Origin of the sequence: Paenibacillus sp. RC67 (assembly GCF_030020805.1) — a bacterium.
GTDB lineage: Bacteria > Bacillota > Bacilli > Paenibacillales > NBRC-103111 > Paenibacillus_S.
Window position 1 is genome coordinate 439592 of the sequence record NZ_CP125098.1, and the last position, 23484, is coordinate 463075.

General features: G+C 46.8%; 20 protein-coding genes, 1 riboswitch and 1 other annotated feature. Of the genes, 9 read left to right on the forward strand and 11 right to left on the reverse strand.

Annotated elements, in window-relative coordinates:
- Positions 1-77 precede the first annotated feature (77 nt).
- Entirely contained in the window at positions 78-1580 is a 1503-nt protein-coding gene (locus tag QMA13_RS01995) for an MDR family MFS transporter (protein ID WP_282939189.1), read from the reverse strand.
- A 175-nt stretch (positions 1581-1755) separates the two neighbouring features.
- On the opposite strand from QMA13_RS01995, the gene QMA13_RS02000 reads away from it, so the two are divergent.
- Positions 1756-2373: a TetR/AcrR family transcriptional regulator gene (locus QMA13_RS02000; protein ID WP_282939190.1), complete on the forward strand. Its 618-nt coding sequence runs from the start codon at positions 1756-1758 to the stop codon at positions 2371-2373.
- Between the two features lie 357 nt (positions 2374-2730).
- On the opposite strand, the gene QMA13_RS02005 is transcribed toward QMA13_RS02000, so the two are convergent.
- From QMA13_RS02005 to QMA13_RS02015, 3 genes are all read right to left on the reverse strand, one after another.
- Positions 2731-2904, reverse strand: a complete 174-nt coding sequence (locus QMA13_RS02005) for a hypothetical protein (RefSeq protein ID WP_282939191.1) — start codon at positions 2902-2904, stop codon at positions 2731-2733.
- 118 nt (positions 2905-3022) lie between these two features.
- On the reverse strand, positions 3023-5143 hold the full coding sequence (locus QMA13_RS02010) for an S-layer homology domain-containing protein (protein ID WP_282939193.1): 2121 nt from the start codon (positions 5141-5143) through the stop codon (positions 3023-3025).
- A 113-nt stretch (positions 5144-5256) separates the two neighbouring features.
- The gene (locus QMA13_RS02015) at positions 5257-6090 is read right to left on the reverse strand and encodes an AraC family transcriptional regulator (protein ID WP_282939194.1); all 834 of its coding nucleotides are present in this window, start codon (positions 6088-6090) and stop codon (positions 5257-5259) included.
- 640 nt (positions 6091-6730) lie between these two features.
- Here QMA13_RS02015 and mgrA point away from each other — a divergent pair.
- The 5 genes from mgrA to QMA13_RS02040 all read left to right on the forward strand — a co-directional run bounded on the left by mgrA (position 6731) and on the right by QMA13_RS02040 (position 11674).
- A complete protein-coding gene (gene mgrA, locus QMA13_RS02020) occupies positions 6731-7723 on the forward strand; it encodes an L-glyceraldehyde 3-phosphate reductase (RefSeq protein WP_282939195.1) in 993 nt (330 codons plus the stop codon).
- A 240-nt stretch (positions 7724-7963) separates the two neighbouring features.
- Positions 7964-8237: a binding site (T-box leader), on the forward strand.
- 167 nt (positions 8238-8404) lie between these two features.
- Entirely contained in the window at positions 8405-9388 is a 984-nt protein-coding gene (trpS, locus tag QMA13_RS02025; RefSeq protein WP_282939196.1) for a tryptophan--tRNA ligase, read from the forward strand.
- Between the two features lie 51 nt (positions 9389-9439).
- A riboswitch (SAM riboswitch) is annotated at positions 9440-9554 on the forward strand.
- Between the two features lie 82 nt (positions 9555-9636).
- A complete protein-coding gene (locus QMA13_RS02030) occupies positions 9637-10107 on the forward strand; it encodes an NUDIX hydrolase (RefSeq protein ID WP_282939197.1) in 471 nt (156 codons plus the stop codon).
- 89 nt (positions 10108-10196) lie between these two features.
- The gene (locus QMA13_RS02035) at positions 10197-10826 is read left to right on the forward strand and encodes a sensor domain-containing protein (RefSeq protein ID WP_282939199.1); all 630 of its coding nucleotides are present in this window, start codon (positions 10197-10199) and stop codon (positions 10824-10826) included.
- Positions 10827-10969: 143 nt separating this feature from the next.
- Positions 10970-11674, forward strand: a complete 705-nt coding sequence (locus QMA13_RS02040; RefSeq protein ID WP_282939200.1) for a stalk domain-containing protein — start codon at positions 10970-10972, stop codon at positions 11672-11674.
- A 33-nt stretch (positions 11675-11707) separates the two neighbouring features.
- Here the strand turns inward: QMA13_RS02040 and QMA13_RS02045 are convergent, their stop codons facing one another.
- The 3 genes from QMA13_RS02045 to QMA13_RS02055 form a co-directional block, all read right to left on the reverse strand.
- Positions 11708-12598 carry a YitT family protein gene (locus tag QMA13_RS02045; protein WP_282939201.1) on the reverse strand — a complete coding sequence of 297 codons (891 nt, stop codon included), beginning with the start codon at positions 12596-12598 and terminating at the stop codon, positions 11708-11710.
- Between the two features lie 175 nt (positions 12599-12773).
- Positions 12774-15113: a UvrD-helicase domain-containing protein gene (locus QMA13_RS02050; protein ID WP_282939202.1), complete on the reverse strand. Its 2340-nt coding sequence runs from the start codon at positions 15111-15113 to the stop codon at positions 12774-12776.
- Positions 15114-15279: 166 nt separating this feature from the next.
- The gene (locus QMA13_RS02055; RefSeq protein WP_282939203.1) at positions 15280-16026 is read right to left on the reverse strand and encodes a YwmB family TATA-box binding protein; all 747 of its coding nucleotides are present in this window, start codon (positions 16024-16026) and stop codon (positions 15280-15282) included.
- A gap of 216 nt (positions 16027-16242) precedes the next feature.
- Here QMA13_RS02055 and QMA13_RS02060 point away from each other — a divergent pair, with 216 nt between their 5' ends.
- Entirely contained in the window at positions 16243-18219 is a 1977-nt protein-coding gene (locus QMA13_RS02060; RefSeq protein WP_282939205.1) for an LTA synthase family protein, read from the forward strand.
- A gap of 80 nt (positions 18220-18299) precedes the next feature.
- On the opposite strand, the gene QMA13_RS36505 is transcribed toward QMA13_RS02060, so the two are convergent.
- The 3 genes from QMA13_RS36505 to QMA13_RS02075 form a co-directional block, all read right to left on the reverse strand.
- The gene (locus QMA13_RS36505) at positions 18300-18653 is read right to left on the reverse strand and encodes a cold-shock protein (RefSeq protein ID WP_481858122.1); all 354 of its coding nucleotides are present in this window, start codon (positions 18651-18653) and stop codon (positions 18300-18302) included.
- Between the two features lie 33 nt (positions 18654-18686).
- Complete coding sequence (locus tag QMA13_RS02070; protein ID WP_028549128.1) at positions 18687-18887, reverse strand: cold-shock protein; 201 nt, start codon at positions 18885-18887, stop codon at positions 18687-18689.
- A gap of 407 nt (positions 18888-19294) precedes the next feature.
- The gene (locus QMA13_RS02075) at positions 19295-19765 is read right to left on the reverse strand and encodes a MarR family winged helix-turn-helix transcriptional regulator (RefSeq protein ID WP_282939207.1); all 471 of its coding nucleotides are present in this window, start codon (positions 19763-19765) and stop codon (positions 19295-19297) included.
- Between the two features lie 140 nt (positions 19766-19905).
- Between QMA13_RS02075 and QMA13_RS02080 the strand changes: the two genes are divergently transcribed.
- On the forward strand, positions 19906-20745 hold the full coding sequence (locus tag QMA13_RS02080; RefSeq protein WP_282939208.1) for a protein-glutamine gamma-glutamyltransferase: 840 nt from the start codon (positions 19906-19908) through the stop codon (positions 20743-20745).
- Here QMA13_RS02080 and hisJ read toward each other — a convergent pair.
- Positions 20726-21568, reverse strand: a complete 843-nt coding sequence (hisJ, locus tag QMA13_RS02085) for a histidinol-phosphatase HisJ (protein WP_282939209.1) — start codon at positions 21566-21568, stop codon at positions 20726-20728. The genes QMA13_RS02080 and hisJ overlap by 20 nt on opposite strands.
- 219 nt (positions 21569-21787) lie before the next feature.
- Between hisJ and QMA13_RS02090 the strand changes: the two genes are divergently transcribed.
- On the forward strand, positions 21788-23476 hold the full coding sequence (locus QMA13_RS02090) for a methyl-accepting chemotaxis protein (protein ID WP_282939210.1): 1689 nt from the start codon (positions 21788-21790) through the stop codon (positions 23474-23476).
- Positions 23477-23484: the final 8 nt, after the last annotated feature.

Consider the following 23484-nt stretch of genomic DNA (forward strand, 5'->3'; position numbering starts at 1 on the left):
TGCTGCTCTTTTTTATTGGTTTAGTTATCGTCATTCCTCGATTGTGCAGGGGTTTTCAGATACTGGAACGAGCTGGATTATTTAGCTCCTTGGTTCAATCTTGCATTCCCTATCGCCATGCTGGCGAGCAAACTGACTATAACAAACAGGGCAGCAAGCAGGAAAATATCGTTAAGGGCGTCACTGAATGCTTTTTGCAGCACTAGTAATACCGTATCAGGCATGGTTGTGCGTAGCTCTTGATTCAATAGCATCTCAGTGGAGAAGTGTTGGTTTTGCTCTGACGCAAGCGAACCAGCCGTAGTTCCTTTATCCAGTCTGGTAGTGATGCCTCTGGATAGGATTCCACCCATCACACTAATGCCAAAGGTACCGCCGATGGAACGGAAAAATTGGTTCGATGACGTAGCTACTCCTCGTTGATTCCAACTAACCGCATGCTGCGCTGCTGTTCCCAAGGTTGGAAATATCGCCCCCAACCCCAGCCCGGCTATCAGCATGTAGATTACGATTTGCAGCTTGGTTGTTTCCACACTCATTTGGGAGAACAGCAAGAAACCGACCAAAGTTATGAGTAAGCTAGCCACCAGAATTACTCGATAGGAAACCATTAGCATCCAGCGTCTGGAGCCCATGGTGGTTACAACCGTAGCCAGCATAAGCGGTACTAGGATGTAGCCGGTGATGGAGGCTGAGACTCCGATAACTCCTTGGACAAATAACGGGATATAAGCTATCGCTCCAAACAGAGCGGCACTAATGAAAAATCCGGCGATGTTGCTGCATGAAATGGTACGAATTTTAAACAGCTGTAGAGGTATCAGCGGCTCCTGAGCTCTTAGTTCTGCCCATATGAATGCTGCGAGCAATAAGGCACCGCCTGTAAATAGACCAAGGACGGGACCGCTGTTCCATGCATAGGGATTGCCACCCATCACAAGTGCCAAGAGCAAGGAGATAACGGCGCCGGTGAAAGTTACAGCGCCGAGCCAATCGATGCTTGGATTGCCGACAACAGGCTGATTCTCTTTAAGAGCGAATGTGAGCATAAGAAATGCTGCCAGTCCGAAAGGCAGGTTGATGAAAAAAATCCAGCTCCAGTTCCAATGGACCAGCATTCCCCCGATGGCCGGTCCGCAGATGCTGGATGCGGCGAATAGGGTGCTGAATAGTCCCATGAACTTGACCCGCTGTTCCGGCGGATAAATGTCGGCAATAATAGTAAAGGAGATCGGCATTAACACCCCAGCCCCAAGCCCTTGAATACCCCGAAAAACGATTAACTCTGTCATTGTTGCAGCCAACCCGCACAATAAGGAGCCGACTAGAAATAGAAGCAGGCCGCATAAAAAAATCCGTTTGCGGCCAAAGAGATCTGCGAGCTTTCCGTAGATAGGCATCATAGTCGTTGAAGCGAGCATATAGACGGAGAATGCCCAGCTATATAGCCTGAGGTCTCCTAACTGCCGTGTAATCGTAGGCATTGCCGTGGCCAAGATGGTTTGATCCAATGAAGACAAGATCAAGCCGATTAGCAGCCCGGTTGTAATCCATTTTGAATTTCGAGTTTCAATCGACAATATACTACACCTCCAATATAATAGACATTGTGTTGTTTTTACGATGCTGTGTCGATTATATTAAACGTCCTGCATGAAAACGACAACCATCAAAAACACTGTGTTTGCTGCATATTTGACACAGCACTAAGAAGGTGTTGCGAAGTGTATTCATGTTAGACAAAAGGAGGCCAACATGTCGATTAAAGAAACGTCGACGGACCTACGGGTTCGAAGAACATTGCAAATGATTCAGGATGCGTTGATTTCGCTGATGGATGAACAAGGCTTTGATAGGACGACTGTCCGTGATATTACGGCTCGCGCTATGATTAACCGGGCCACGTTTTATTTGCATTATGAGGACAAGTATGACCTATTGGAGAAAACAGTTGATGGGATGCTTGACGAGTTGAGAATGACGATGGAATTGCCTACAAGCTTTTCAGCAGAGCAATTCAATATGAATGAGGCGACTCCTCCGGCATCGTTTGTTCGCCAATTTGAGCACTTGGCTGCCAATGCCAAGTTTTATAAAGTCATGCTGGGCCCCCATGGAGCACCGGGCTTCTCAGGACGTATGGAACAAGTTATCGAGGATGCTCTTTTCCAAAGACAAACGTTAGCACAACCTCATGAACAGCACCTCTCCCTTCCACGTGAGCTAATTATTCGTTATGCGACATCGGCTCATATTGGCGTCATGAAGCATTGGCTGGAGAATAACATGCCTTATACGCCAAACTACATGGCTACACAGTTGAAACGACTCCATTTGCTTGGCCCTACGCATTTATCTCTTCAATCGAAATAAAATAACCCCACAAAGTGAGGCTAGAGTGTCGAGAAACCTGTAGAACTTGAAATATTGCTAGTATACTCCAGTCGGGTATGCCCCTCCAGCCACTGTTGAAATCCGTGAATTTGATTAGAATTAGCGGTATTTTCACGAATTTCAAAGGCGGACGTAAACTCTTCCGAGGCATACCCCACTTACCTATATAGCATATTTCTCGGAGAAACAGATTTCTCGACATACGCACCCCACAAAGTGGGGCCTTGGCTTCGAGGCTGATTCAGGTACTTTGCGGGAGCCCCGAAATTTATAAATTAAAAAAGACGAGCAAATTTGCTCGCCTTCGTGTGTTGCTGTTCTTTCGTCACGTTCTAATTAAAGGGATTCGGAGCTTTGAATGGCATGCTCCCAGCTAGGAAAATAATACAAAGCGTTCTGTAACAGCTCCGGATGCGATTGCTTGATTTTTTTCTTGCTCAACGTATCACCACTTTGTTTGAGCTGCTGAATTTGCGACACGACATCGACTACACTCATATTAGCTTCCACGAATGAACACCCCTTTTCTCAAGTTATTGTCAATTTTACCCTTTAAATCAACATTTATACGGTAATTTTGAAAATTAGGGGCGACATTCGGTTTCATTTTAGAGCGCAATTCACTGCTTTAATAAGATGTTGCAGTTTCCGGTTTCTTTTGCAGCTGGCTGAGTCCTTTCTCTTGAAGATTCCGCAAAAATTGCAGCGCTTCGGCACGGGTTAAAGGATCGTTCCCAGCATAGCCTTCGACGGTAGCAGCCGTTTTCCCCTCGGAATAACCGCTGCTAAGCAGATAACGAATTGCATCGCGATCGTCTGTGTAATGCTTGCCGCTTAAGCCTGCAATGAGTTGGGCGACTTGAACCCGATGAATGGCTTGGTCGCGAGCGTCTCCCTTTAGTCCAAGCTGGAAGTGACTGGCATAGCTATAAAAGGTATCGCTCCAATCTCCGCCGGTCTGTACATTCAAATCTTTCGTACTGTTCGGGTACATCCGGAAGAGCATGGCCAAAAATTCAGCTTCAGTCACTTGCCCATCCGGCCGGAATGATCCATCGGAGTAACCATCGACAATATGGTACTGCTGTGCCCACTCGATGGTTGCTTTCGCCCAGTGGGAGTCAATATCTCCAAAAGAAGTAGCGGACTGTACAGGTGGAGATACATTGATGATGCCGTCCGCGGAGGCACCTGATTTTTCTTTAATATTTACCGTATAGCTGTAGGTCTTGCCCTCAAAGCTCGCAGTAATGTTTGCTGAGCCGACTTTAACCCCCAGAATCACCCCGTTATTGATGCTCACCTTATCGGAATCTGACGTAAATTGAACAGAAGAAGATACATCGGTCTTTGTTCCGCTAATATAATTAGCAGAAAAAGCAGCTACCTTAATCGTACCGCCTACTTCGACTGAAGTGGGGTAAGATCCAGGAGGCACAAGGGAATCAATGCTGTCTGCCAGGGTCGTGAAGCTCCACGTTTTATTTTGCTCCGATGAAGCTGAGCTCTCGATTCGGTTGCTTGCTTGGAAACGAGCCGTTACCGTATAGGTGGTGTTAGGCTTAAGCGGCTCTTTAGGAATGTACAGGATAGCATTTTCGTTGCCGGAATGCTGCGAATCCACTAGATAATAATCGACCTGATTGCCGGAGGCATCGGTAATTTGAGCACTTATATGATCGAGCTTGCCACCCGTAGTTGTGCTGATTGAGATCGGATAGCCTACCTTGGCGCCGCTTTTGCCGTAATATTGCAGCGGATTAGGAGTTTCATAAGCATGCCAGAATGTAGGAATCCCTGTCTGACCGTTATAAGGATAATAGACCTGACTATAGTTTTGGGCGTTATACACGTATTCTTTCGTGCCGGGATTGATGACGGTAAAGCCGTTGGACACACCTATCCCAACATCTCGGAAGGAAGGCATGAGCAGGATGATCCGGTGAAAAGGAGCGTCAATCAATACTTGGGTTGCACCTGCAGGATAAGTATTGGTGGAGGCTACGGTTTCCCCTACGCTGCCTGCAGAAGCATAGCCAAAAGCTTTAGCGCGGTCCCAAGGGCCGACACCTGAGAAGCCCTGTTTGCCTTGCTCTTCGGTATGTCCCATCTTTTTATCGATCTCCTGATAATTGGCATGTGCCTGAGAGGCCTTACCCAAGTTCTCATTGAGGGATACCGTCGGAACGCCTACGGCTCTTCTAAGCGTATTCAGCAAGTCGAGCGAAGCTTGACGGTGTGATGCAAGCCGGGACATATCGACGCCCGAATACACATCGAGGGTTGAAGTAGGAACGGCAGGTTCGTTGACAACAGGATTAATGACCGTGTTCTGCTGCCCTTGCTGCTGCTGCTCCTGCGGTGTGTTTTCAACCGTAACCGGTATGGAGGCAGTCAAGTCGTTGTAGCGGATCGTCAGCACCGTAGTACCCGGACCTACGGCCGTAACCACTCCCCTGGAGTTGACAGTAGCCACATTCGTATCGGCTATCGAATAGGTACATAATGCCGTAACTTCAGCATAGACACCTATTTCCCCGTAGACGTAGTAGTAGGTCGTATAAATTGTCTTTAACGACATTTTCATCTCGGTAACTCCAGGAGCGAGTCGAGTATATTTGGGCGTTCCATAGGTTGCGTCTGTAACCGATGAAGCTTCCGCCGTATTGGTACTGCCGGGAAGAGCTGGGAAAGGAATCTGCGATAGCAGCAGGGCTGCTACGAGCGGTTTAACAAAAGACTTGTACATTACAATATCCTCCAGTTTTTGAATTGTGTAATGTACTATTCTCTATTGGAGGACTAATTCCTCCCAAAATTCGACATTTGTTGTCGTGTCTGGGTACTTTGTCCTAATGATGGTTAGGAAGATTTGCGATATTCGCTTGGAGATTGTTTTCTAAGCTTCTTGAACATTTTTGAAAATAACAGCTGATCCTTATAGCCTACGGAGTATGCGATCTCGCCTATCGAAAGGGAAGGATTGTTCATTAACTCGCATGCTTTACTTATCCGGAAATGGATCAAGTAATCCTGTGGAGTCAGTCCCGTGGCTGCCTTGAACAGCTTCGACATATATTTGCGCTCCAGGCCGATCCAATCCGCCATCTCACCGATAGTAATCGCTTGAGAGTAGTTGTTATGGACGAATTCGATGGCTTTTTTGACATACAGGTCCTGTGTATTTTCCTGCTTGGTTTCGGGGTGCTTGCTCTGGACGTCTTCGATCAAAACGGACAAAAAGCTGTATAAAGCGCTCAACAAGCGTGTATCTCGGCTAGTGCTCATTTTGCTTGCTTCATATACCTGCTGAAAGCAACTTTCAAGAGCACCTCTCTCTGTGCAGCGGAACACGGGATGCTCCAACGATAAATGCGCGCGGCGTAAATACAGCTCGGCATTCAGTCCGTTAAAAGCGATCCAGGAATAGGTCCAAGGGTCCTGATCGTCGGCTCGGTAATAAGCAACGGCTTCAGGACTGAGCAGGAAAACGTCACCGGAGGATAAATTGTAAGTTTGCTCGCCTACACGGTATATGCCCTTTCCGCTGTGGATATATAAGATTTTGTAATGGTCCTTTAATCCGGGGCCCCAGGAGTGTCCCGGCGAGCAATGCTCAGATCCAGAGTAAAAAAGCTTTAATTCTATAGTGCGAATCGAACGATCTGAATGAAATCTGTAGTCGTCATAACTCATGAGCGGCCTCCATTGTACGATACGATGATTACTGAGAGACATTATACCATATATAGAACTCATGCTGACATATGGATTGGATGTCCTAAGATATAGAATGGAATAAAGCTTTGGGTATGGGGACGAGGATCGTTTTCCTACGGAAAACGCAGAGTCGAGAAACCAGTAATACTTGAAATATTGCTAGTATACTCCAGTGAGGTATGCCCCTCCAGCCACAGTTGAAATCCGTGAATTTGATTAGATTTTAGCGGTATATTCATGGATTTCAAAGGCGGACGTAAACTCCTCCGAGGCATACCCCACTTACCTATATAGCATATTTCCCGAAGAAACAGCTTTCTCCATAGACTCCGTTTTCCTACGGAAAACGGGTTGTGGGTTGTAGGTAATGAAATGTAGGTCATGAATTATTTAAAAAATGAGAGACTGTAGGTGGGGTGTCCTCTGGAAGAGCGTAAGCGTCCGCCTTTGTTATCGGGAAATCTCCGCTGCAAAGCAAATATATTGAAAATTTCCCGATAACAACAGCGGCTGGAAGAGGATACTCCACCGGGGGACCACTTGACTTTTGGTTATAGAAACTCAGCATACGTTTACGAAAATAGTTACCTATGGAAAACTCTAAGGAGGAAAAATAATGAGCTACATTCCAAGCAATGAAAGATACGATTCGATGGTATACAACCGATGCGGTAGAACCGGCCTCATGATGCCGGCTGTATCGCTAGGGCTTTGGCACAATTTCGGCGGGCATGATTCTTACGAGAACGGTAGAGCAATGATACGCCGTGCGTTCGATTTGGGTATTACGCATTTTGACTTGGCGAATAACTACGGGCCGCCTCCAGGCAGCGCGGAAGAAAACTTCGGTAAGATTTTGCAAGCTGATTTTGCAGGGTATCGCGATGAAATGATTATTTCCACCAAAGCGGGATACCGCATGTGGCCTGGACCGTACGGAGATTTTGGATCGAAGAAATACATCGTATCCAGTCTCGATCAAAGCTTGAAACGGATGAATCTGGATTACGTCGATATTTTCTACCATCACCGTCCGGATGCCAATACGCCGTTGGAAGAAACGATGGGTGCGCTTGATTTGTTGGTGCGTCAAGGTAAGGCATTGTATGTCGGGATTTCCAACTACAGAGCGGATCGCGCGAAGGAAGCTATTGCGATTTTGAAAAGCATGGGTACGCCTATTGTAATCCACCAGCCTAGATACTCGATGCTGGATCGTTGGGTCGAGGATGGCTTGCTGGATGTGCTGGAAGAGCAGGGCGTAGGCAGCATCGCTTATTCTCCGTTGTTCAAAGGCATCTTGACCGACCGTTATTTGAACGGTATTCCGCAGGATTCCCGCGCCGCAGGCTCCAGCGTGTTCCTCAAGCCGGAGGAATTAACGGATGAAGTGCTCGGCAAAGTGCGCCGTCTCGACGAGCTGGCCAAGCAGCGCGGACAAAAGCTGTCGCAAATGGCCATTGCTTGGGTGTTAAGAGGCGGCCGTGTGACTACAGCACTGATCGGGGCGAGCAAGGTGAGTCAGATCGAAGACGCAGTGGCAGGTCTTAGCAACTTGGCATTCAGCGAAGAAGAATTGACTACGATCGAGAATATTCTTAAAGGTTAGTCCTCTATATTTTCTATAATTAGAGACTTCGTTTGAATTAACAGCGGAGAGGGCAGGATCGTTCTGGAGAAGCGGTAGCGCTCGCCTTTGTCTTCAGATTTCAACTGCTAAGTAGCAATAAAAAAAGAAATCAAAAGACAACAGCGATCGGAAGAATGATCCTCCCTGCAGCGGACAGTAATTCACCAGACTTTTAGGTATGAACTGGCAATCATTGTATGCTATACTGAATCAAATGAATAACTCATGATGATGAAGAAGAGTAGGCGTTGCTAAAGACTTCAGAGAGCGGATGGATGGTGCGAATCCGTGTCGGTGAAACGTTGAATGGGCTTCGGAGTGCGGATCTGAAGGCTTGGGCTGGTAGGTGAAGCGGGTGTCTTACCGTTACAAGAGACAGGGTATCGAGCAAGAACTTAATTGCAGAGCTTCTATGCTTCTGTACCTGTAAAGTGAGTCTGCCTGAGTGGCAGGCTAATTAAGGTGGTACCGCGAAGTCAACTTCGTCCTTTATAGGACGAAGTTTTTTTGTGTTTACAGGCTTCGAACCCAGCAAATATCAGCTGCATGACCGTTTCACGAAAAAAGTATTTTTTAGGGAGGTGATGGCCATGGAGGATGGCTGGTGGTGGCGCAATACCTGCAAAGCAAATCAAAACCTATTTTTGAGGAGGAAGTTCTATGAAAGAACGTGTGTTAACAGGAGATCGAATTACTGGCAAGCTTCACCTTGGTCATTACGTCGGAAGCTTAAAAAATCGGGTGGAGCTGCAGCATCAATATGAAACGTTTATTTTGCTAGCGGATGTGCAGGCGCTAACTACGCATTTTGAAAATCCGCAGCTAATCCGGGATAATTTGAGAAATGTAGCTCTGGATTACCTTGCCGTAGGCATCGATCCTGCGAAGGCAACGCTTTTCATCCAATCAATGATCCCGGAAATTGCCGAGCTTACGGTGTACTTCTCCATGTTCGTCACCGTGAACTCGCTGCGTCACAACCCAACGATTAAGACGGAAGCCAAGGAACGCGGATACGAGGATATGTACTACGGTTTTCTTGGGTATCCAGTCAGTCAGTCGGCGGATATCGCGTTCTGCAAAGCGACGTTAATTCCTGTGGGGGAGGATCAAATCCCGCATATCGAGCAGACAAGAAAAATCGTCCGGAGGTTTAACGATTTGTATGCCCCGGTGCTTGTTGAGCCGAGAGCTCTTGTAGGAGAGCGCCTGGATGGATTGGATGGCGGGAGCAAGATGAGCAAAAGTCTCGGTAATGCAATCTATCTCGATTCGTCTAAGGAAGAGCTGACGGATAAAATCAAAAAAGCGAAGACAGACCCGAGCCGTGTTCATAAGTCGGACCCTGGTCATCCGGATATTTGCCCTATATATGGCTACCATACCGCTTTTCGCCCAGAAAGCCAGCAGGAGATCCATGAGAGCTGCTCCAACGGGCGTATTGGTTGTGCTGATTGCAAGAAGCTGATTACTGATTCGATGAACGAGCTGCTGGAACCGATCCGAGAGCGTAGAGAGCAGTATGCAGCTAAAAAGGGATTTATGGATGAGATACTCATCTCTGGTACGGAGAAGGCACGAGCTATTGCAAAGGAAACAATGCTGGAGGTACGTGAAGCTATGAATATCCAATATTTTAAATGATTGCCAAAAATAGATAATTAAGATTATAATCAAAATCATAATTGAAAACTTCTCTTATCCAGAGTTCGGCGGAGGGACTGGCCCTATGAAGCCGCGGCAACCGACTTGTTCTTAGCAAGCACGGTGCAAATTCCTGCGAGGCGTTAGCAGCCTCGATAGATGAGAGGGACGGACGCGTTGAATAGACACATTCCCCCTTTCGTTGGAAGGGGGGTTTTTCAGTTACCAATCAAAAGGAGAGGGTAACTATGTCTATTCGAGTAAGAGTGGCTTGCATCAGTGTAAAGGAGAATAAGATTGTGTTAATGAAGAAGCTCATTCGTTCTTATTTTAACTTTGATCAGCTCACACCACCGGGAGGAGGAGTGGAGCTGCATGAAACGTTAGAGCAGGCATGTATCCGCGAAATGCATGAGGAGACGGGCTTAATCGTGTCTGACCCGAAGCTGCGGGGGATCATCTCATATATTAACCATACGAACGAGGGTCACGCGGTAACCCTATTTTATGTAAGCACACGCGTGGAGGGCGAGTTAATCACGATGGAACCGGAAAAGCATATTCCCGAGTGGGTCGACCTGTCGACCTTGGCGACTAACGAAAGGGTTCCTGATTACTACAGAGCGATGATTGAGCGGTGTTTGAATCGCACGGATGTTTTTAACGCCAATATCGAATGGCTAAAGCCGGACGGACAATTTAGGTGCACGATTCAATGAAGCAGAGTATTTTTCATATTACCAAATGAAGGGAAGGTTTTGTTCCGAACGTCTGATCAAGTATCAATGATTTAAGGATGGTGATGGAATTGAAACAACCCCCCAGCTTTGGTGCGTCGACCTTTTACTTGTTCTACCTGTTTCCAACAGGAATATGCAACTTTATCATAACTATTGTCGGACTGGTTCTGTCCATAGGCTTCATGCCTCTGTTCATCGGTTTCCCTATGCTGCTGGTTTGGCTCCATGGTGTGAAGTTACTGAACTCAATAGATGCTCGATTGGCGAGAAGACTCCTTGCTCTGGATACATCAACAAACAGTCCAACAAGCAGCATTACTGCTTATCCCTCCTCGGGTCTATGGCGCAAGCTATCGGAACTGCTCAGCGATCCTGGAACCTATACTGCAATTATTTGGCAAATAGCTCGTCTTCCAGTCGGTATCCTTGCTTTTACAGTCGCAGTGACCGTCATCAGCGTGGAGATTGCATTGGTGTCGACCCCTATCGTTTATTGGGTGCTGCTTCAAACGATCCACATCAATATTTTTGAGGATCACCCGCTTCATTCCTTGCTGCCACAGTCGCCGCTTCTAATTTCCTTTATTTTTATGGGAATCGGGCTTCTGCTCCTGCCTGTTGCAGTTAAATTTATTAGAAGTGTAGCCTACTTGTTCGGACAGTTTGCGGTAGAGTTGGATTCAACAGGTTCAAACTAAAGGAATAACTATCCTCAGGATATCGTCTCTTGATAGATGATATCTAAAGACGAAAAGGGTGGCTGGGAAGACCGGACCGGAACCACATAGCCTTCCAGCATCTGAGTTTTCCTGGGTAATGTTAAGCAAAGGAGCGTGTTCCTATGCAAAAAAAACAGATAATAGTAATGATGATGAGTATTATCGTTTCTCTGTCACTTACTATTGGAGTTTATGCAGTAACTGATATTAGATTGTTTGTTAACAATCACGAAGTAAATGCACCACTTGATATTAAAGACGGAAATGCCTATGTTCCTTTGCGCGTAGTAACAGAACTTCTAGGTGCAAAAGTGAATTGGAATGAAGACAAACGTACAATTAATATAAACAATTCCTATAGTAAAGATAGTATATCAAATGAAGGTATACCGACTAATGATGGGGGGAACTGCTACCCCGTTGATATCCATGTCGAAAACGGTCCAATGATGTTGGATATATCAAAAATAACTTTATCCCCGGCATATCAATACGATTCAAAAAAAGAAGCTATAAAAGCTTTGATTGTATCTGTAAACTTAGAAAATACATCCGACAGAGAAGTTATATGGAATTTAGTTCGAGGGCAGATTGTGTTAAATACAAGAGAATATATTCAAACAGGTCTGCCCATGATTTCAGATCAAGTAGATGGAAAGTTTTATGGGAAGCAACAGAAGCAGGGTGACATTGTTTTTGAATTAAAAGGGGAGATTAATAATATAACAAGTTTAACTTATATTGTTGATAGTCCGCTTGGGTTTAATATAGATTATTTGACTAATATAGGAACGGAAGAGGCAGTTCATATTAATCTAAAAAAATAGTAAATCTTTCTTTCCGACTCAACGATCGAAAGGCTAAAGCCGGACGGTCGATTTAGGTGTACGATTCAATGAGGCCGGGACTTGCCCCAGCTCATGGTTAAAGCCTTCTCCTGCGACATCGTCTGCATCCGTAAAGACGATAAAAGCATGAGGGTCCAAGGCTTGCACAAGCAGCTTCAGCTTGTGGGCTTTATCGGCCGCCAGAACAACCATCATAATGACGCGGTGATCGTCCGTATACCCGCCTGTTCCGGATAGCTTGGTCAGGCCCCGGTCCAAATCTTGCAGGACGGCCCTGCTGAGAGCTTGTTCATATTCAAATGAAGTAATGATGTAGGCCATCTTGGAGCTTCTTTGCAGCTTCAACACCATTTCCATCGCTTTGCGGGTCACAAACACGCTGACGAGCGCGTACAAGGCTTTCTCTGGAGCAAGCAAAATGCCTGCTGAGATAACAACGATGGAGTCCATAGCCATAATGGCTTGACTCGGCTTGATGCCCATCCACTTCTGAAGCAGTTGGGCTAAGAGGGTGAATCCTCCCGTATTGCCATGAGCACGGAAGACGATGCCAAGCCCGACTCCCGTCATAACACCGCCATATATAGAGGCGAGCAGCGGGTTGTCCGTCAGCTGCTGCCAGGAATGAGTAAGCAGAACGAAGAACGGCATGAGTACCGAGCCGATCACGGAGGCGGCAAGCGAGCGAATGCCAAGGCTGAACGCGCTAACCACCAGAATGAGTAAGCTGCCTATCCACAAAATGATCATAGGGTCGGTATGGAATATACCTCCAAGCAATATCGAAGCCCCTGACAACCCGCCGGAGGCAATATGGTTCGGGCTTAAAAACCAGTTGAAGCCGAGAGCGACGACCAAGGTGCCTGCCGCTATCATCATATACCGTTGAAGCTGCCGAATCATTGAAATCCCTCATCCCGTTTTTTGAGGATTATAAGACGGATTCAGAATCTGTGCAAGAATTCCTATTAATGCGAAACTGCATCTGTGCATCGGCGCTTTTATGGTGGATTCCTTTATCGCAGCGGTGCGGCGTTGCGTATTCAACCGGTTGAGGCGCTGCCTATTACAGGCTTCTCTACATCGGAACCTCTTTGCTCCCGCGTTCCATCGGTGCTTGGCACAGGGGGCAAGCCTTGCTCTCAAGCCTGCTTTCCTTGGCGCTGCTAATCCGCGCCCATGCAGGGCAGCTGCCGCTGGTGCATACCCAGGCGGGTACGGTGTGCAGCTTCCTTGACGCCGAGCTGCGCTCAGGTCTCGGCGCATGAGTACGGCTCATGCTCCCCGGACTAGCCGGCTTTACAGCAGCCGAAGGTACCACAGCCTTCGAAGAGCTGCTTGGAGCCGATGAGGCATCGGTAAAAGGCGCGAGGATGAATCGCGACACGGTTGCCTTTTTACCGCGGTAGTAAGCTGGTGAGCTTACGATAAGCTCCTCCTTGGCCCGGGTTATGGCCACATAAGCGAGCCGCCGTTCTTCCTCCAGGGCGGCTATAGCTTCCTCCTGGATTTGCTGCCTTGTTCTCTTGTCCCCCTTGCCTGGGGAGCCTCCTGCTTCAATGGCTGAGCTGTGCGGCAGGATGCCTTCCGACAAGCCTATGGCAAAGACGACCGGGAACTCAAGCCCCTTTGCCTTATGAATGGTCATTAAGGTGACCGTATCGGCGCCCGGATTACTTCGCATTTGCTCCATAGCTTGATGCATTTCCACCATATGATCGATATGCTTGATGAACTCGGCAATCGTATCGAATCGCTTGGCAGATGATTCCAATTCGTCAAGCGTCTCCTTCAACAATTCCTTATGCGGCGTCAACGAACGGCTATCTGCCGTTTCGAGGAAAGCGTCATAGAACTTGCGGCGTATTTCACGGATGGCATCCTGAGGCTTCATATCGGACAGCAGCCAAATAAGCTCGACACGTTCCTTGACCTTTTCTTTTTGATAATCCTTCAAATCGGGAAAGGATAGCAGATGAATCATTGGTCCTTTTTTACGTTGGATGCCCTCACAGTGGAGAATGTAGTCCATGCACTTGTCGCGGCTCAAATACAATGTCTGCAAGATGCCCGCCAGCGCCTCAAAGTCGCGCCGGTTCAAGGCCAACCGCAAATGATCGATGACAGGCCTCACCATCCACTGCTCATAAAAAAGCTCGACGCTTCCGTAATGGACGAACGGAATCCCTTGAATGACGAGCTCCTCCAGCATGGCCCTGCTGCTGCTTGCGGTTCTATATAAAATAGCAAAGTCGCTGTAAGCACGGCTCCCTTGTGCGACTTCCTCCCGAATACGGCTCAGCACAGCCTGTGCCTCTTCATCCGTATCCCCGGGACGCAAGTATTGAGGCAATGTGGAGCTTTGCTTGGTGGCTTGCAGTGTTTTGCTCTTACGCCTCGTATTATGACGTATAACCTCATTGCCTAATCCAACGATGCTGGAAGTCGACCGGTAGTTGATATCGAGTGTGATCGTTTTGGCTCCCGGATATTCCTTGTGGAATTGAAGGATGAATTCATGGTTAGCGCCTTGGAACGTATAAATCGTCTGATCGTCATCGCCGACGACCATCAGATGGTTTTGGGGAGCCGCAATCATGCGCACCAATTCGTACTGCAGCCTGTTCGTGTCTTGAAATTCATCGTTCATCACATAGCGAAAGCGGTTTTGCAGCGACGCAAGTAGAGTTGGCGAGCTGCTTAGCAACTGATGCGCAAACACCAGGATGTCGTCGAAGTCCATTTTATTGTTATCGGCTTTCCACTTCTCATACTGCAAAAAAATCCGCTTGAGATTAGTCTCATCCGGCGTACGCTCGGGTAAATCATTCAAGACGGTTAAATTCATTTTGTAGGAAGATAGCGCGGAGAGCAGTGTCTCCGGCTCGTAATCATCCTGAAGTCCCCGTTCACGCAGCATGCGCTTCAATATAATATGCTGGTACCGGGTCTCGTTGAAAATCTCCTGGACATACCCTTGCTTACGCAGCAGCAACAGGAAAAAGGAGTGAAACGTACGCGCCTGAACCTCCTGTGCCATTCGGCTCGTAATGCCGGGCAGCTGAGCTATCCGCTGCTTCATCTCCGCGGCCGCTTTGCTTGAGAAGGTAACAAGCAATATATGAGCCGGCTGCACCTGACGGACGGACAGTAAATATCCGGTACGCGCAACCAATACGGATGTCTTGCCGGAGCCGGCCCCGGCCAGCGTAAGCATCGGACCTTCGAAATGCCGCACGGCTTGGATTTGACGGGCGTTCAAAGCGATGCCGCGGCTCTCCAGCGCACGGAAATAAAAAGCATCCGATTGATCATCGGATACCAAGTCCACGCTTGTTTTGGTTGGTGCGATAGCCGCTTGAGGGACTTTCTTGCTGCTTGCCCCAAAGGGTCTTTTATAGTAAATGGCGTTAATCATTCGAATCTATCACCTTTATGTCACATCATTTTTGTAACGCAAGGTTGGTAAAATCCCAAACATACGTACTTATGAGAGTGTACATGAAAAGAGAGGAAAGAACAATCGTTCATGAAGCTTCCGAATAAGGAAACCGTTGGAGGAGGGAGAATTGAGTTTAATAGATTCAGTATTCTACCGTTATAGCGGGTATTCCGATAGTGATCCGGTTTTGCTGCGTCACGGAATTGCGATGAACAGCGACCTGCAAATTCATGTCCTGCTTGCCATTCGTAATACGCTCCTTAAACAGCGGGGAATAATAGGTAATGCTTGTACTTCCTGCATCCTCGTACTGCTCTACTTTCTGAGCCAGGAGACGGCTTCTCAGTGAATCGTTCAAAGGAGATGCATCGGTGCGGTAAGCTTCTGAAGCGATACCTTGGATCATGACGTTCCACTGCGGTTTAATATGTAGGGAAGCAAGCTTGTCTGCCATATCCTGCTGAACCGAACGTATAGCGGCTGCTTTATTAGGCTTTGTCGTTTGGGCAGTAACGATCAGCTCGGTTGTGCCGTCCGCAAAGCCAATCCACAAGAGGCTAGTATCGATACCTTCAGGCTGGTCCTGAACGGATGTTTTATACAATAAGTGATCCCCATCACGTGTGAAATCTTCGGACACGGGAAGCTGGAAGCGTTGACTTAACTGCTGCCCGATTTGTAAAAATTGCGACTCGTTCTTATAAGATTGATAAGTGCCGGTGTGCTTGACGATCATTTTTTGCTCTGTTGTCATGAACTGCTCCGACAGGGGCATTAGCAGTTCAAAGCTGTTGTCCCCATCCTCAGCGGCACGGGCGGCCCAGGCGCCTGCTATATAACCGAACGCAATAATAACACAAATGGCATAGCTTAATAGCTGTCGATTCATTCCTGCGCACCTCTTCCAGAACGATTCTATGAATCTATCGATTCTACTAAAAAGGATGTACGAAAGCTGCCGATTTTATACCTGTAAAAATCGGGCTTGCTCCAATTTGTTCCTCTCCGATGCATTTTCAGCTGATTTTAAGTTTGAACCTTTACAATATGTTCATATCCTAGGTACACGGTACTCGAAGGAAATGAATAAAGGAGTGAAGGAAAGATGAAGCTTAAGCGCAAAGCCCGGCATAAAAAAACAGCTTTAGTCGTCCAAAACCGGACTCTACAATACGGCCTAATCCTAACTATGCTCGCGATCATACCGGTATTGCTTGTTTATGGAGTGGAGCTTTTGCAACGGGGTTCCTTTCAGGAAACATGGGTTTGGATGGTGCAAAATGACAAGTTGGTGCTAATGAACGCACTGATTAATCTATTTGTGCTGGTCTTCTTTTACAGCTTGTTCGGGGCTATGATGCCAGGGGTTACGGTCACCTCGTTATTATTATTTATTATGGCGCTTATTACGTATTTTAAAACGAAGCTGATTGGGGAACCGTTCTTCCCTTGGGATATCTTCTTGAAAAAAGAAAGCATGAATATCCTGCCGCTGGTTACCGGGCCCGCAGCAATCAAGCGTCTCTCTCTGGTTGGGGGCATCGTCGTATTGATGATCGTGTTCTGCTTTGTTTGGCCACGGTTGAAAATGCGTAACGGAAGCCGCATCGTCCTCGGCCTGTTATCCCTGTTTGCACTGTATTCGTTCGGTGTTAGAACCCATTGGGCCAGCCAGATGCTTGATAAAATGGGTGTGAATGAAATCGTATGGAATCAGCAGGAGAATTACAGCAATAACGGGATGGCACTAGCCTTCACGATGAATGTGAAAAATGCGATTGTTCCTAAGCCGGAGGGTTATGGTGAACCGGCAATGGCTGCACTCGCACAAAATTTAGCGGATCAAAGTCAAGTGAAGACGGCATCCGCCAAAGCTACGGCAGATCCGTTTAACGGCAAACAGCCGAACGTTATTTTTATTATGAACGAAGCGTTCTGGGATCCGACTTTACTGCCTAATGTCACGTATAGTGAAGATCCGGTTCCGACAATTCATAAGCTGCAGCAGGAATCTACTTCCGGTTATTTATTGTCGCCGCAATTCGGCGGGGGAACGAGCAATGTGGAGTATGAGGTACTTACGGGACAGTCCATGAGCTTCCTTCCTGACGGCTCAGTTCCATATCAGCAATACATTAGTAAGCCGGTTCCTAGCTTGGCCAGCTACTTTGAATCGAAGGGCTACAAAAGTATGGGGATTCACTCCTATGAGGGCTGGTTCTGGAACCGCGAGAATGTGTATAAACAGCTTGGGTTCGAAAGCTTTATGAGTAAGGATCAATTCCAAAATCCGGAGTACAAGGGCTTGTTCATATCGGATGATGAAGTATCTCGCAATATTATTAAACAGGTCGATGAAACCGATAAACCGATGTTCATTTACGCTGTAACGATGCAAAATCATGGTCCATATGACGATAACCGTTATGGCGAGACAGCTATTAAAGCGGATGGAAATTTGACGGATTCTGCCCGTTCTATATTAGAAACTTATACTCAAGGCGCACATGATGCAGATCAAAGCTTGCAAATGCTGATCGATCACTTCCAGCAGTCGGATGAGCCGACTGTCATCGTGTTCTATGGCGACCACTTGCCGATGCTTGGCATGGACTACGATGTATACAAACAAGGCGGGATGGTAGGCAGCAGCTCGTGGACGTTAGAGGAGAACAAAAAAATGCATAGCGTTCCGTTCGTCATGTGGTCTAACGTCGATTTGCCGAAGGAACAGGTGCCTACAATAAGCGACTCCTTTCTAGGAACCTACGTGCTGGATAAGCTCGGTATGGAGAAGCCAGCAACGCTAGCTTTAAATGAGTCCCTGCTTCATCAAACTCCTGGACTGCTGCGGAATCTGGTCGTTGATGCATCCGGAGGCCTGCACCAGACGGTGCCGGAGCAAGCTCAGGCAACGGTCAACGAATACCGTGACTTCCAGTATGACCAGCTGTTCGGAAAGCAATATTTGGCCAAATATATCGATCAGGATTACCTGACCAAAGAGGCACTTCCGAATTATAACGAAGAGTTTGCGATACCTTCAGCAGCAGAAGATCCGAACAGTAAAAAAGGATTCTAAACACAAAAAAAGCACTAACCTCCGCGGTTAGTGCTTTTTGCGTTATATCGCCAAGAACCTCACAGCGGAATAACGTACGTTTAATACGATTTATGGTGATTAAATAAAGCGGGGAGCATTTTGGTATTCTTAACCATCCCGGAATGACAAATAGGACAGGAAGGGACTTCTTCCAAGGAAAAGTTTTCCCTCATCCAGCAAGAGCATCCTTCGTTACTGCACATCCACACAGATGTCTGTTCTTCTTGAACCGGTTCCATGGTTTTCTTTGAGAAATACAATGTAACCCCTCCTTTGGTTTGTGCGCTAAGCGTTCCTAATGCGAATGACCGGATGGTCCTTGAACGGGGGGAAGCAACGAGTATGTTTTTCTCTATATTCCAGAGAAGTACATGACGGTACGAGCATTTTGTCACTGAAAAAGAACTGCCCATTGCCGGGCAGTTCTCCCTTCAAAGTTGCAAACCTTACAGTTTTACAACATTCTCAGCTTGTGGTCCACGGTTGCCTTGAACAACGTTGAATTGTACGCGTTGTCCTTCGTCAAGGGATTTGTAGCCGTCCCCTGTAATAGCGCTAAAGTGTACGAATACATCTTTGCCGCCTTCTACTTCGATAAAGCCAAATCCTTTTTCCGCGTTAAACCATTTCACTGTTCCTGTTTCCATCTTCTTAAAACCCTCCAATAAATTGTTGCTTAATATTTGCATGAATAAAAAAATTCACACATTAGAAAGAGCACCCTATCGCTTAAGTGATAACCTTTCTAATATGTGAATTATTGTCTCCTTTTATTCCAATAATTTATTATACCATATTTTTATGAATAACAAAAGGTAATTAGAATGGTTTTTGAGTTTTTAATTTAAAAATCATTAAGCTAAAAACTCGCAGTTATCTCTATTTTGGGAGGTCAATCCCATTTTCAAATGAACGATAAGGAGCCGTTAGTCATCAATGCGCTCCGTTGCCTATTTTAACCAAAAAATGAATATTTAATCCTTCATTGATGAGTAAAAAGGACTGCACAACACGCAGCCCTTTTTCTCTGGGGGAACGTTCGTTGAATTCAGCTTCAGGAAAGCTTTATCGCATAATCGTGTTCTGCGTGAGCTTTGGTTATTTGATCGTTCATTTGCTCGAATACTCGCAGGAAGGTCTCAAACTGTTTGGAATCCACATCCGTCATGTAGCCGCGAATCATTTTTTTGCGGGAGACATTCACTTCCTCCAACACATCTCGGCCCTTATCCGTCAATTCGATCCAGACGACACGACGGTCTTTCTCATCATGCCTGCGGTCTACTACTCCATGCTTAATCAGACGATCGATCATAACAGTAATGGCACTGGGCTTAACCTCCATCGTTTCTGCCAAATCCGTTACTTTGCAGGTTCCTTTGTCATTAATAAAATACAGCATGTAGAATTGCTGCCAGGTTAGCGGGATGCTGAGCTCCGCTGTCAACTCGGGGCTTAGCTTGCGGGTGGCGCTCCACAACGCTTTCTCGAATCGTTCGATCTGGGTTTCATTGATTAAGCTCAATTGAACTCGCCTCCTTGCCTGACCACCCCATGTATCTTGCAATCATAGGGATTCGTCCAAGCATCTGTACATAGGATGGTATTAGGGTATCCATAGGTCCTCTTTGTCATAAGTGGACTGGAAAGGCAGGTGAAGAGGCGATGATAGTAATTACCAATGGTTCGCCGGACTTGGCGTCTTTGAATGATGCGGAAAGAATGGTGTATCGAGAAAAGGACAGGAGCAGTCGGACCTATACGTATGATTCATGGAATTCTTTATTATTCGAGCTGCAGGTAAGAGCTGCCATAATGGAGGCTGCATTAGCTCTGAATAACAGCGAAGTATCGTTTGCCTCCTTCAAGAAGTCTCGCTGTAATGAGCAATTCTGGGAGCGTAAGGAGAACGGGGCTTTTCTTCAAAGAAAAAATGTGAGGTCGAGCGAAGCGATAAGGGATATTTTTGAGAATGGGAGCTTGTATGCTTTTGAATGTGCAACCGCTATTATCATCCTGTTGTATAAAGCTGTTCTCAATGTAATTGGCGACCAGAAATTCGATAAACTATTTAATAACTTGTATCTATATTCATGGACTTATGATCATGATTTGCGGTTGATTACTTTGAACCATGGAGCTGAAGCATTCGGAGGGGATATCCAATATTTCAAAAATCCCGATGTCAACCCGGAATGGATAGAATGGCAGGGGGAAAATGTGATTAAGATGGGAGCCGGACTGTATTATGGTCATGGTATGGGGATTAAAACAGGGGATGAGGTTATTGAAAAGCTGAATAGGGTTAGAATTCAAGGAAGCACAGTTTCTGCCTATTTGATGGATGAAGTCACGTTCCCGGATTTTGCTTATTTGCAGAAAATAGTGACGGGAGGCGACCCGACAGCCCAGCCGGTATCCTCGTTATCGACGATACCGACGGTATTAGGGCAAGTCGTTGCGACCATTGGAGGCCGAACTATAGTTAGGAAGATGCAGGCTTAAATGCCGATAGCTGTTGTTCATACCAATCCCAGCCGGTGCCTACATGCTCCGGTTTATGCGAATCCGATCCATAAATGCAAGGGATGCCCTGCTGTAAGCATTCCTGGATAAACCATTCCGGAGCATACGGCTTGCCGCAGGTGGCTACGCGAAGACCTGCCGTATTGACGTCAATTCCGAGACCTGCCTTGGCCAGCTTCGGTATGATGGCTTTCAGGCGGCGTTCGATCTGATTCGGATTGATTTCCGGAAGTACCTGGCGGAATTTCTCTATAAGATTAATGTGACCGAGCCGCTTGCGCATGGGCAGTTGGGCTGCCCATTCGATTGCTGCTTCTACATGATTGTAGTATTCCTCAACAACACTTTCCATCGAACCGTAATATGACAGCAGTCCGTTGCGGAAATCATCTGCAGTGAAATCGATACAGCGTGTGCCCCCTACTCCCGGTAAATAGTGAACGGAATAGACGATGTCTTCCAACTGAGACTGCCATTGCTCGACGATACGTTCCGTATAGGAAAGCTGGCCAGGCAAATAATCAATCTCCAGCCCGACGGTTATGTCCATTTTCCCGTTGTACAGCTGCTTCATTTGTTGAGCGTATGACATATATTGAGGCAGCTCTTCTTCGGGCATCGCCAGTTCCTGCAACAAACGTGTATCGGCAATCCAACCCTGCGGCAGGGGAGGATGCTCGCTGATAGTGTAACGTTCGAAGCCGAGCTCGATCGCTCTATCGATATATTCTTCTTGCGGAGCGCTGCTGCCATGATAGCAAAAGCGCGTATGAGTATGCCCATCCCATTTTAAAATACTCATTTCATTTCCGTCTCCCTTCATACGAATAAGTATAACCTCAAGGTACATTAACCTATAAATATTGTAAAGAGAGGACAAGCCTGGGACCTTATAATCCAATATGTTAGGGAACTATTAGCGATTCTAATACAAAGCACATAGGTTATAAATAATAATTCTAAACATTGTATGATATATTCCTTCACAAGAGATGATGTCTTTTTATTTCAGGAGGTTCATATGAGAATGACCATTGGGAAAAAGCTAATGATATCGTATGCGGTTATATTGCTCATTATGGGTGTAATGGGTACCTTGGATTTGATTAGCATGAGGATCTTGCAAAACAATACGAGACAAATTACACAAAATTGGTTGGTTGGAACGCAGGTCGCCAATCAAGTGAACTTTGCCAAAGAGCATATATCCGTTCTTTATTATCAGATGATTGCGGAACCAAATGCGGCAAAAAAAGTAGAGCTCAATAACCAGATTACAGAAACGTTTGCTGATATTGATCAGGGGCTGACCGCTTATGAGTCGTCAGTAGCCGATGAGCAGGATAGAGCTAATCTGAATCAACTCAAGATAAAATGGAATCAATTCAAGGACTTGAATACCCGCCAAAAAGCAGGGGGCAAAGGAATGGAAGAAGCCTCTGCTGAGGTGTCTAAAGCATTTCAGGATGTCCAGGACAGCATCTCCGTCATTGTAAGCTACAATAAGAAGGGAGCGGACCAAGCTCAGCAGGACAGCGAGGAGCTATACCGCAGAAGCATTATCGAATTTGCAGTGCTTATCGTTCTTGCCTTCGTGGTTGTCGCTGTCATAGGTTACTTGGTAACTCGAATCATTTCCAGACCGATGGTAGAAGCCTCGCAAGCATTAGTCCGTATATCGCAAGGAGACTTGACGGGCAAACAGCTGGCCAGCAAGTCCAAGGATGAGCTGGGAACGCTGATTACCGCTGTGAATACAGTATCTCATTCCTTAAAGGAATCCGTGCTTCAAATGCAGGAAACCTCTCACCTTGTTGCAGCTTCGGCTCAGCAGCTTTCGGCGAGCTCCGAGGAGAACGCCGCGGCATCGGAGCATGTCACACAATCCATTCAAGATGTAGCTTCCGGTTCGGAGAATCAAGCACAGAGCGCAATGGAGTGCGCAAGGGCAATGGACGAAATGGCTGTCGGCGTCCAACGCATTGCGGAATCGACGTCTGAAATATCGGAGATTACGATCGAGGCTTCACAGCAGGCAGAGCAAGGGACGACCGTCCTGCAAGATGCGTCAGCCAAAATTCATTCCATCAGCAAGGCAGTTGGCAAAACGGGCGAAGTCATTCGAAAGCTGGAGGAGCAATCACACAGCATCAATCGGATCTCCTTATTTATTGGTGATATCGCCAGACAGACGAACCTGCTATCGCTCAATGCGGCTATTGAAGCTGCCAGAGCCGGAGAACACGGCCGCGGCTTCGCGGTAGTTGCGGATGAAATCCGCAAGTTGGCTACCCAAACGGCAGACTCCATCGAGGAGATCAATCGTGTTATTGATGGAATCCGTGAAGGAACCGGACAAGCTGTTCTTAGCATGGATGAAGGAATGGTTGAGGTAGAAGGCGGACTCCAAGCGATGTCCCAAGCGGAAGAGACTTTCAGTTGGATCGTCAATTCGTCAATTGAGATATCCAGACGTGTTCAAGAGGCGGCTGCTGCCGCGCAGCAAATGTCCGCAAGTACCGAAGAAGTGACTGCAACGATAACGAGTATGGGACACATAGCCGAGCAAACATCAGGCTTGGCTCAGACGGTTGCCGCAACAACCGAGCAGCAGTTGGCTTCCATCCAGGAGATAACCTCTTCGGCTACGACGTTATCCGGCATCTCCGAGGACTTACATCAGCTCGTTATCAAATTCCGTGTAGAGTAATAATACAT